This window comes from Nitrosomonas marina, assembly GCF_900110145.1.
GTDB classification, from domain to species: Bacteria; Pseudomonadota; Gammaproteobacteria; order Burkholderiales; family Nitrosomonadaceae; genus Nitrosomonas; species Nitrosomonas marina.
On the sequence record NZ_FOCP01000012.1, the window covers coordinates 93,364 to 104,249 of the forward strand.

Below are 10,886 nucleotides of genomic sequence, written 5' to 3' on the forward strand. Positions count from 1 at the left end.
AAAATAAGGAGATCACCATGGGCGGTATTTGCGGTTGGACAGGCTGCGAAATGGCGGATACTGAAAGCCGCGCGCTTCTTGACAAAATGAATGAACCCATAATCCGGTATGACAGTCGTCCCGTTCAAAAGCTCATTGGAAAAAAATCGGCGCTGGCCGTATCCGGCCATCCTGACAGCGTGCATACCTACCAGGATCAGGGAATAATCATCGGCATATCAGGACATATTCGATTTAACAATATTCAAACAGGCCAGCATTCCGATCATCGAAATAAAGCGCGGATTTTTTTGGAAAACTGGTTGGTCAATGGCGAAAAAGCACTAACCAGTATCGCCGGCGAATTTACTCTCGGTATTATTGATGAAAATAACGACCGGTGCTTACTTGCTGTTGATCGTATGGGAACCAAATCACTGGTCTGCCATGCCAATGGTGAACATCTGGTATTCTCAACATCGCTGGATGCGATTATCCGTCATCCTCAGGCAGAACCCCAAATTGATGCCCAAAATATATTTAATTATGTTTATTTTCATATGATCCCCAGTCCGGGAACTATTTATAAAAAACAGCACCGTTTATTGCCGGGCGAATACCTGACATTCAAGAATAGAGAAGCTAAAACCGAATATTACTGGACACCCAGCTTCGAAGAAGCTGGCACACGCTCATTTAAAGATTTAAAGAATGAACTGAGAACCCTACTACGATCCAGCATACAGGATGCTGTAGGTAATGAAACCGCCGGCGCATTCTTGAGCGGAGGAACAGATAGTTCGACAATAGCCGGCATACTTGGGGAAGTTACCGGCCAACCTGCAGCAACCTACTCCATTGGCTTTGATGCCAAGGGATATGATGAAATGGAATATGCACGTATTGCAGCCCGCCATTTCTCGACCCGGCACCATGAATACTATGTAACGCCCGATGATGTCGTCACGGCTGTTCCTGACATCGCAGCAGTCTTTGATCAGCCTTTTGGCAATGCATCTGCAATACCTGCTTTTTTTTGTGCTCGCATGGCAAAAGCGGACGGCATCACCCGATTACTGGGCGGTGACGGTGGTGATGAGCTGTTTGGCGGAAATGAACGCTATGCAAAGCAATACCTCTTTTCATTATACTCACACCTGTCTCCGTTTTTACGCGAAAAAATCCTTGAACCATGGGCAGAAAGTGTTTCCGGAAAACAGCTGCCGTTACCTTTTCGAAAAGCATATCGTTTTATTGAGCAGGCTGCGATTCCAATGCCCGCACGCATGAATACGTATAATTTGCTGGTGCGCCATGGCATTTCATCAGTTTTCACAACCGATTTCCTGGCTAGTATCGACACCACATTGCCCGACACATTAAATGATCAGACCTATCACCAGATAAATGCAAGAAGCCTGGTTAACAAAATGCTCGCTTATGACTGGAAATTTACCCTCGCCGATAACGATTTGCCCAAAGTTGTGCATGCCTGCGAGCTCGCTCAAATAGATGTTGCGTTTCCGCTGATTAGCGACGAAATGGTAGCGTTCTCAACGCAACTAAGACCGAACTATAAGGTAAAAAAACCAGATTACGGTATTTTTTCAAAGAAGCGTTGAAAGACTTCCTACCCAAAGAAATTATAACCAAACAAAAACAGGGATTTGGTCTGCCATTCGGTGTCTGGCTGCAAGACCATCCTCGACTTAAGACGCTGGCCGCAGACAGCCTGACCGATCTTAAATCACGCAATATAATCAGAGGCGATTTTATCGATACACTACTCGGACAGCATTTACAGGAACATGCAAGCTACCATGGCTCCATGATCTGGATATTAATGATGTTGGAACAATGGTATAAGCTTCGTCAAACACAAATATAAATTAATAGGTATGTGATGAGTGAGACTTATGATACTTTCAAAAGAGCGTTCAATTTGATTGAGGCAGACACTCCGGAGTTACGCAAAACAGTATATCAATTACGCTACCTGGTTTTCTGTTTGCAACTCAAACTTCCGGGCTTTATTGCCGAGAATTATCCCGACAAATTGGAAAAAGATACATACGATGAGCACTCATGTCATACCCTCATACAATTTGTTCCAACAGGAAAATTTATTGGAACAGTGCGTTTGATTTTACCGGACCCTTCCAATTCCGATAATCTTTTTCCTGTTGAACAACACACCCAGATTGACCCGTCACTGTTCAAGCTGGACAGCCTCTCAAGAAAGCATACTGCCGAGATTTCTCGATTTTTAGTGGCTCCAGACTTTGACCGACGAAAAGGGGATCGCAGAAAATCAGCGGAACAGAACCAACCATCCAGTTCTGCAGTCACGCCACCACCAGCCGCAAATTGCCAATCCGGGAATGAACGCCGCCAGGGAGAACGGCGTAAAAGCGACCGGCGCTGTCTCAGTATATACATGGTGCTAATGGCAGCGGTTGTCCGTATGTCGGCCGCAAACAACATAAAATACTGGTTATCTGCCATGGATCCCGCATTGAATCGTTTAGTGGGTTTCTCAGGAATGAGAATCGACCCCATTGGCCCGATAGTTGATTACCATGGCTTGCGTCAACCGCATTTTGGAGAAATAAACGATGTACTCAAAAGATTGTATAAGCGTAATCACGGCGCATGGGAAGTCATAACAGACCGTGGAAAATACTGCTGGCCAGAAGAAAACTAACTATTAAGAATTTTCAGATTTTGTTCGCTATTTACGGTGCCGCACCTTTTGCAGAATCAGATTGTAAACTGAATCCTACAGCATAATGCGTACACGAAATACAAATTATCTTTGTATTCTATTAATAATTCTTCTTTTTGTCATAACAGACGTTAAGGCAGAAACCCGCTATCAGATCGTAGCGCACCCCTCTGTAGATGAAGACAGCATATCCAAAAATTATCTGCGTGCTATTTTCAGTATGCGTCTTCGGGCCTGGTCCAATGACTTGATCATCAAGGTATTCGTCCTTCCGGACGATAATCCGCTCCATCATAGTTTTTCGAAAGAACAATTAGGTCTGTTTCCCTACCAATTACGGCAGTCATGGGATCGGCTGGTTTTCTCTGGTACAGGTCAGGCACCAACTACTGTATCTTCAAATGAGGAAATGCGACTCAAAATCATGAATACACCGGGTGCTATCGGATACTTAGAAACTGCTTATATCGATGATGAAATCAATGTACTCCAGATTAAATAACCGACGGATAGTCGTATCTTGCGCGCCGCTAGAAGTAGTTTTTATCTTGTTCGCGCTTACACTTATAGTGCATAGCCAGTTTGTTTCTGCTCAGGATAAACCAAACGAAACCAGTTCTGAAAGTAACACGTCATCATCTTCAATGTGGTCCACTGCCAAGGATTTACTTGATAATTTGCAGATACAAGGGTTTGCAAGCCAGGCTTTTATGGCAACTTCCGACAATGATGTATTTGGCAATACCGACGAGGGTGGCGGCTTTGGTTTCACGGAATTAGGATTGAATGCACTGTTTCGTCCGCACTCAAGGCTGCAATTATCCGCGCAGATGCTGTCAAGACGCGCAGGCAAAGATAACACTGGCGAACCGCGTCTTGATTTTGCTTTTCTGGATTACCGGTTGTATTCACACGAAACCAATCAGTTCGGTATACGCTTCGGCCGGTTGAAAAACCCATTTGGCTTTTATAACGATACGCGTGATGTCGCTTTTACCAGACCGAGTATTTTGTTACCGCAATCTATCTATTTTGACAGAACACGCAACCTCGGACTGTCATCCGATTCGATCCAGTTTTATGGTGAAACCTCGAGCGCCAAATGGGGTGATTTTACTGTCCAGTTCGGTATTTCGCGGCCTATTGTCGATGACCGCGATACCGAAATATCGTTTCTTGGTTCCCGTTTAACAGGCGGTCTTTCGCCCGATATCTCACTGGTTGGACGCGGTCTTTATGAAACCCCTGGCAAACGTTTCCGGTTTGCAATTAGTGGTGTATGGCTTAATACCGATTACAAACCCGCCGCGAATGAAGTAGGTTCAATCGGTCCGGGATCAATTGAATTTTCTCCGATTTACCTATCGGCCCAATACAATACCGAACGCTGGACCCTGACATCCGAATACGCGTTGCGGAAGTTCAGGTATACAGATTACGGTGTTGCAGCGCTTGACAATTTGGATTTTTTTGGAGAAAGTTTTTATTTTCAGGGGGAATACCGCTTCAACCACAAATGGGAAGCTTTAATTCGCTATGATGTCCTGTATACAGACCGCAGCGATCGCGACGGCAGCAAATTTGCTGCTTTAAATAATAATGATCCTGATAGACCGGCACATTCACGCTTTGCCAAGGATCTGACCGTGGGGCTGCGCTGGAACATCACACCACGGATCATGGCGCGGCTGGAGTATCATCGCATTAATGGAACCGGATGGCTTGCGCCATTGGATAACCCCGATGCGTCGATGACATCCAAGAACTGGAATCTTTTTGCAGCGCAACTTTCGTTCCGCTTTTAGACAGATAAATATCTGATGTTACAGATTGTCAAAAAAGACACACTGACCACTCATGCGCAGTCTGAGACCGAGAAACGCGCATTTCTCAGTTTTAAATGGAAAATCACCTCACTGAGCAGTCTGATCTTGATAGCAGTTGTGTTGTTGTTTTGCATAGTCAGTTATCTGGGACTGATTACTAATTTTAACGATCAGCGAAAAATTGAGCACCAGCGTTTCGAAAGAGAAATTGACAGTCTGATAGAGCGATTGACACAGAAAATACGCCAACAGGCTGAAATAATTCCTTTCCTGGACGGTATGGGGAAAGCGCTGTTGTCCAATGATAAAGAAGCCATTAGCAAGATATTTGACCAGCATTGGACATTGTTACATTTTCACAGCGGTGTCGAATTTGTCCGCTTCTATAACACCGCAAACGAACTTACCGCCGACTGGGGCATTACTGAACTCAATGAAAATGACAATCAGACCCTCTTTGAATGGGTCAAGCAGGTTAACCAAAATGAGGTACCTATCGACCCCTTGCTGTGCAGGCAGAACTGCGTTCAACTGACAGTTGCACCACTCTTGATCGAAGGTCAGACGGCTGGCATTGCTGTCATCGGCATTACGCTGGCTGACGCGCTTTTGGCATTCAAACGTATTTCTGGTGCGGATATAGGTTTATTGTTACACAATCTGCACCCTACCGACCTGGAAGCATCGCATATTGAGGCATGGCAGACTTCCGTTGCAGCGTTAACCAACAAAAGCGACAGTTACGAAATTTTATTGGCGACTTCGAAAATATATTCGATTACTGACAGTCTTAAAAACATTGTCCAGATTAACCAGGATAACCGTCACCATCAAATTAAGCTTTACCCATTAGAGTCAGTCAATAAAAATCTGGCTTACCTGGTAGTGATATCTGACGTCACACCCGCAGTTAACAACATATATGACTCAATCTGGAAAATTGCACTGATCGGATTTTTAGGTCTGGTCATTTCAGAATTTCTTTTATTCAGTATCTTCACGCGCTTACTTTCCCGCTTAAAAGATGTTTCGTTCACTTTGCCTTTGCTGGCCAGTGGGCAGTTTGAGGATTTCAGGCATTCGCTGACATTAACTAATAAAAAACAGATATACAGAGATGAAATTGACATGCTCTATGATGCTGCTGTCAAGCTGTCAGTGCAGTTAGAAGATCTCGAACAGAAAGTTTCTTCGCGTACAAAGCTACTGATTCAGCAGAAAGATGAACTGAGTAGAGAAAGAGATTTTGTAGCCAACCTGCTCGATACTGCCCAGGTTATCGTTCTGACACAAAATTCGAGCGGCAAAATTATTTCCATGAATGCTTACGGTGAAATGCTCACCTATTATTCCGAAGAAGAACTCAAAAATACACCTTTTTTAAATATCCTGGTATCGGACTTCGATTCACACGAACTCTCCATGCACCTGGATGAAATCAATCAGGGCTTAAGGGAACAGCTGCGTCATGAAGCCATCACCCATTGTAAAGATGGCACTACACGCCATGTAGCCTGGCTGCACTCACGCCTTTCCTGGAATTCCATTGACGATCCTTCAGTCCTTTCCGTAGGTCTTGATATTACCGAATACAAACGGGTAGAAGGTCATCTGGCCTGGCTGGCCGATCATGATCCGTTGACCAACCTGTATAACCGCCGCCGTTTCAGCGAAGAACTCGAACAGGCCATTAGCCGGTCCGATCGATACCATCATCCCGGCGCGCTGCTTTTCTTCGATCTGGACCGGTTTAAATACATTAATGATACAAGCGGTCATCAGGCCGGCGACGCCCTACTCAGAATGGTGGCAGGAATGCTGCTGCGCACAATACGTTCTGATGACGTATCCGCCCGCCTGGGAGGCGATGAGTTTGCTGTGATTCTCCCAGAAATCAACACGGAAGGTGCCATTGAAGTAGCCAAGAAAATTCTTGCGCATTTGAGCGAGACGCAATTAACAATTAACAGCCGCACCCATAAAGTTTCAGCAAGTATCGGCATAGCGCTTTTTCCCGAGCACGGTGAAAACGTACACGATCTACTCGCAGCAGCTGACTTGGCCATGTATCAGGCCAAAGATACCGGACGTAACGCCTGGTATCTGTTTTCTACTGAAGACCGGAGCAGGGAACGCGTACAAACCCTTGTCTACTGGAAGGAAAAAATAGAATATGCACTGTTGCATGACAGATTTATGCTGTATTTTCAGCCAATCATGAGTGTGCAAACAGGAGAAGTACAACACTACGAGGTGTTATTGCGTCTGCATGATGTTGATGGTGCAATTTTGTCACCGGCTGGTTTTATTTCTGCCGCCGAACATACCGGGCTTATCCATTCGATTGATCATCTTGTCTTACATAAAGCTATTATGCAGGCTGCCAGAATCAATCAGAACCGGGAAAAAACCATTAGCTTTTCTATAAATTTATCAGCACATGCATTTAACGATCCCGAGTTATTGCCAATTATCAAACAAAAACTTATTGATCATAAAGTTGATCCTAAAACATTAATGTTTGAAATTACCGAAACCGCTGCTTTGGAAAATCTACCAGGCGCGCGCGCCCTTATGAAAGAAATCAAGGAGTTGGGCTGTGGGTTTGTGCTGGATGACTTTGGCGTTGGTTTCTCTTCTTTTTATTATCTGAGAGAACTGCCTGTTGATACAGTAAAAATTGATGGTTCGTTTATACGTAATATCATTGACAACAAAGATGACCAAATCCTCGTAAATGCACTGTGCAGTGTCGCCAGCGGTTTTGGTAAGAAAATAACGGCCGAATTTGTTGAAAACGAGCAAATCTTAACAGTACTTAGAAAAATGAAAATTGATTATGCTCAAGGCTATCACATCGGCAAACCCGCTCCCTATGACCGCTGTTTCTCCCAGGACAGTGAATTCTCAGGATAACTTAGTTTGCATGTGAGCCGGTCTTACATGTACTTAACTTATAAATTCACTGGCTGTAGCAGCATTAACACTTTCTTTTTTTAACAATTCAACTTGTCTGAGAAGCAATTCCATGTTTTTCCAGCCTACATCTTCAGCCAGTGGAATCCATCGTGCCCGCAGATAGCCATCTCGATCGATCAAAAATTCCATATGATCGGGAACTGATCCACGTCCCAGCAAATCCGGACGATTCAGTGTGCGACGTGATAATGCATAGCTTTCCACAATCTCCTGCGTGCCTTCTACAATGAGTGGAAAAGGCATATTGTCCGTTACTTCAATCAATTCTTCTGATGTCAGCGCATTTGTTGGAACAGCCAATACAGCTAAATCATGCGCTTGGAAATTGGCGTAGTTCTGTTTTAGCTGCTCTATACGATCTTTTGATTCAGGCCAGGAAAAAACAACCAGCAGCACCGGCTGCTTTTTACGAAACTCCTGCAGAACGCCGGTTGTTCCTTCATGAGTGGTATAGGAAAATACAGGCGGCTGTAAATTTTTTCTATTGGGAATAATTTCTGATGTCAGAATTCGCGCCTGGTAACCCCGGGATAACGCGTAAACATAATTCACCAGGTCCCAGCGTTCTTCTTCGGACAGTTTATTTTCATAACCCGGCATGTCAGTATCTTTGATACCATGAGATATCCAATAGAAAAAATCACCGGGTGTATGTTCGACAGTATGTGGTTCCGTCAACATATCCGGCACCACCGTAGATAATGTTCTTGCCTTAATACCGTTCCCCTTGCCCTGGAATCCATGACAATCTACGCAATATTCGGAATAGAGTTCCGCGCCATAATAAATAGAAACTGCATCATACGGTACTGGTGGCTTTAAATAGGTTTCAGGATAGGCTTCTATGGTCAATGGCGGCAACGCAACAGCAAGTCCGGAAATCAACAGCGCAACAGGCACAGTAATCAACCGTTTAAGGCTCCAGTTTGAAACACGTCCAAAATATATCGCCACCGCAGCCAATGCGATGATCGCAAGACCGCACCAAACCTGTATGGCAACATTCTCCGCACCCCATGTGGCCACAATTGAAAAGCGGAACGGAAACGGCCAGTCCTCGATAAGAGCGTGTTTAGCAGGTGTTGCATTATTTGCAATAATAGTTGCAATAAATAACAGCACAACAGCCAGTAGAAATTCGATCCGCACCCATTTGCGCATTCCTGCGGCGCTTCTCTGAGTTTCCTGGCTATCCTTACTATTAGCGAAAAGAGGCAACCAATAAGATCGTACACTCGCGGCTATAAGCAAAATAATGCACAATAATAAAACCTTTGCACTGAGCAGCCAGCCATAAGGTGTCGCCACCAACGCAGCATAATGTCCATCAAAAATCCGATCTCCTACAATGATGCCAGTAAACACGATTATCAGCATAACGGGCAGCGCCATTGAGGAAAACCGGTTAAGTATCTGAACATCCATAAAACTGGATTTTTTACCCTTTACCTGTTTTACATATTCATATTTTAGTAACAATAATGCAGGCAGACCTCCCAGCCAAACGCCGGCTAAAATAATATGCAACGCGTAAGGTAAAACATTAGAAATCGTCATCCCTTCAGAAGCAGAATGACTGACCATCGCATCGGCAATCAACGGGAATGTTGCGATTAAGGCACAGAATAAATAGCGTGTCCGCGATTTGCCGCTCTTTCGAAGATAAACAACCGATAGAATTACTACAAAAGCAGAGATTGTATGGCCCAACCAGATCTGGCCAGTATGCGTACCACTGATAAAATCAAGCCATACCTGCAATTGCAACAGCTTGCCAGTATCGCCTGTAACCTGCCCGATAGTCGCCGCCAGAGTTATGATGAGTCCAGCGACGATACTAATTGCCAGCTTAGGAAATAATCGTTCTAGTTTCTCTACCCACTGTGCTGAATAGACTCGCTTCTCTGTACCTGCAATTACTAAAAATACACAACTTCCTAATATAATCAAATTTGCTGCAAGCTGGAACCAGCGAGCAGCTGCCGCGATTATCTCTAACATTTTTATTGTTGATTGTTTTTTATTCTAAAGCCATAGCTCGATTCAACAACATGCCCATCTATTGATAACACTCTGAATTGTACTTTATAGCTGCCGGGATTCAGGGCAGGCAAGTCCAGCACAACGGACTTTGCGTCGTCTGGCACAGCTTCAGGTTCAGCAACCGCAACATTTTTCTCATCAGCATCCAGAACTTGCACTGAAGCATAAGCAGCTTCAATTTCTTCATTGAACCAGAGTTGTACCTGAGCGGGTGACTCAGACAACGAAGCTCTTCGTGGTGGATCAGATTTAACCAGCGAAGCGTGTGCCCATACCTGATTTACTTGCAGCACCATTACAAATACAACCATGCCAACCATTAATTTTAGGATACTTCTTACCACATTCTCATTAGATTTTTTATTTAGCATTGTGTTTACCATTTATGTGTACTTTTTATGAAAAGCCGTGTTGAAATCAATTTTGATTTTAAATGATGAATCGAGTTCCTTTATCTAAATAGTTCAATCATATTCTGAATTAATACGTATTCACGTACTACAGGAAATGTCCTTAACCCCAGAAAAACAGGTTAAACTTTTATCTTCTTGTAGCCAGCCAGTCTTTGAATCGCTTGGACCTGAAAAGCTTGTAACCAATCAATACTGTCAGCAACAGCCCGACCGCAGGACCGATCGTGGCCCTGAACACCTCCGCATAATTGACCATGTCAATCCGCAGATGATAAACATACTTTAACGGCTGCACTCCTTCCGCCGTCACAACCAGCAAATGTCTGCCCTCTTCCAGCGCCTGCTGCGTGTTGATGACACCATCCTCATATATGTTTGAACGTATGTCGGCAATCACATCGCCATCCTCGCTGCTGCCTCGTATCAGCTTCAGTCCAACCGGCATTTCTCGAAGCATCGGCTCAACCAGATCCACTACCAGCACCGTATCGCCCACCGCAGGTATGTCCGTGCAATAATGCCCCGCTATGTCATTCTGTGGCTGGTATACGCTCAAATGTATCATGTTCTCGCCCACCCGGCGCATGCAACTGTCGTCCTCCAGCGCTTCCGCTCCATGTGCAAATACCGCGCCTGTATATAATAACGCCGCAGCACACATTATCACTGTCGCGCCAATCTTCATGGCTCGCTTTAACACTAATCTCTCCTCCTGTGCTGAATCGCATCTGCCTTTTACCATGCGCTCCTGCAATCCTCTTCTCTTATATCTGTCTCTTTCCCGCACCCGTTACAGTGCGCCCAGTTTTACTTTGTTTTCCCGAACAAAAAAGCCGGTACACCGGCTGTCATATGACAGTGGTGTACCGGCGTTGTTGCTTGCTTCTGGTTTACAGTCTGGTAAAGACCGGGATTACCGCT

9 protein-coding genes are annotated in these 10,886 nt (G+C 44.7%); 6 read left to right on the forward strand and 3 right to left on the reverse strand.

The features are described from left to right. Positions 1-17: 17 nt before the first annotated feature. The 6 genes from BMX44_RS09805 to BMX44_RS09825 all read left to right on the forward strand — a co-directional run bounded on the left by BMX44_RS09805 (position 18) and on the right by BMX44_RS09825 (position 7,446). Positions 18-1,601, forward strand: coding sequence for an asparagine synthetase B family protein (locus BMX44_RS09805; RefSeq protein ID WP_281246244.1), 1,584 nt, complete (start codon positions 18-20; stop codon positions 1,599-1,601). Then, complete coding sequence (locus BMX44_RS17420; RefSeq protein ID WP_281246245.1) at positions 1,598-1,867, forward strand: asparagine synthase-related protein; 270 nt, start codon at positions 1,598-1,600, stop codon at positions 1,865-1,867. The genes BMX44_RS09805 and BMX44_RS17420 overlap by 4 nt, the downstream gene beginning before the upstream one ends. A 15-nt stretch (positions 1,868-1,882) precedes the next feature. Then, positions 1,883-2,683, forward strand: a complete 801-nt coding sequence (locus BMX44_RS09810; protein WP_090632172.1) for a PEP-CTERM/exosortase system-associated acyltransferase — start codon at positions 1,883-1,885, stop codon at positions 2,681-2,683. Between the two features lie 85 nt (positions 2,684-2,768). Beyond that, on the forward strand, positions 2,769-3,206 hold the full coding sequence (locus BMX44_RS09815) for a type 2 periplasmic-binding domain-containing protein (RefSeq protein ID WP_177167723.1): 438 nt from the start codon (positions 2,769-2,771) through the stop codon (positions 3,204-3,206). After that, entirely contained in the window at positions 3,187-4,509 is a 1,323-nt protein-coding gene (locus tag BMX44_RS09820) for an OprO/OprP family phosphate-selective porin (protein ID WP_218143951.1), read from the forward strand. Before BMX44_RS09815 ends, BMX44_RS09820 begins: the two co-directional genes overlap by 20 nt. 15 nt (positions 4,510-4,524) lie before the next feature. Beyond that, positions 4,525-7,446, forward strand: coding sequence for a bifunctional diguanylate cyclase/phosphodiesterase (locus BMX44_RS09825; RefSeq protein ID WP_090632180.1), 2,922 nt, complete (start codon positions 4,525-4,527; stop codon positions 7,444-7,446). A 33-nt stretch (positions 7,447-7,479) separates the two neighbouring features. Here BMX44_RS09825 and BMX44_RS09830 read toward each other — a convergent pair whose 3' ends face one another. The 3 genes from BMX44_RS09830 to BMX44_RS09840 all read right to left on the reverse strand — a co-directional run bounded on the left by BMX44_RS09830 (position 7,480) and on the right by BMX44_RS09840 (position 10,665). After that, a complete protein-coding gene (locus BMX44_RS09830; protein WP_090632184.1) occupies positions 7,480-9,510 on the reverse strand; it encodes a CopD family protein in 2,031 nt (676 codons plus the stop codon). 2 nt (positions 9,511-9,512) lie between these two features. Beyond that, entirely contained in the window at positions 9,513-9,923 is a 411-nt protein-coding gene (locus BMX44_RS09835) for a copper resistance CopC family protein (RefSeq protein ID WP_090632242.1), read from the reverse strand. A 169-nt stretch (positions 9,924-10,092) separates the two neighbouring features. After that, a complete protein-coding gene (locus BMX44_RS09840; RefSeq protein ID WP_245738895.1) occupies positions 10,093-10,665 on the reverse strand; it encodes a hypothetical protein in 573 nt (190 codons plus the stop codon). Positions 10,666-10,886 lie beyond the last annotated feature (221 nt).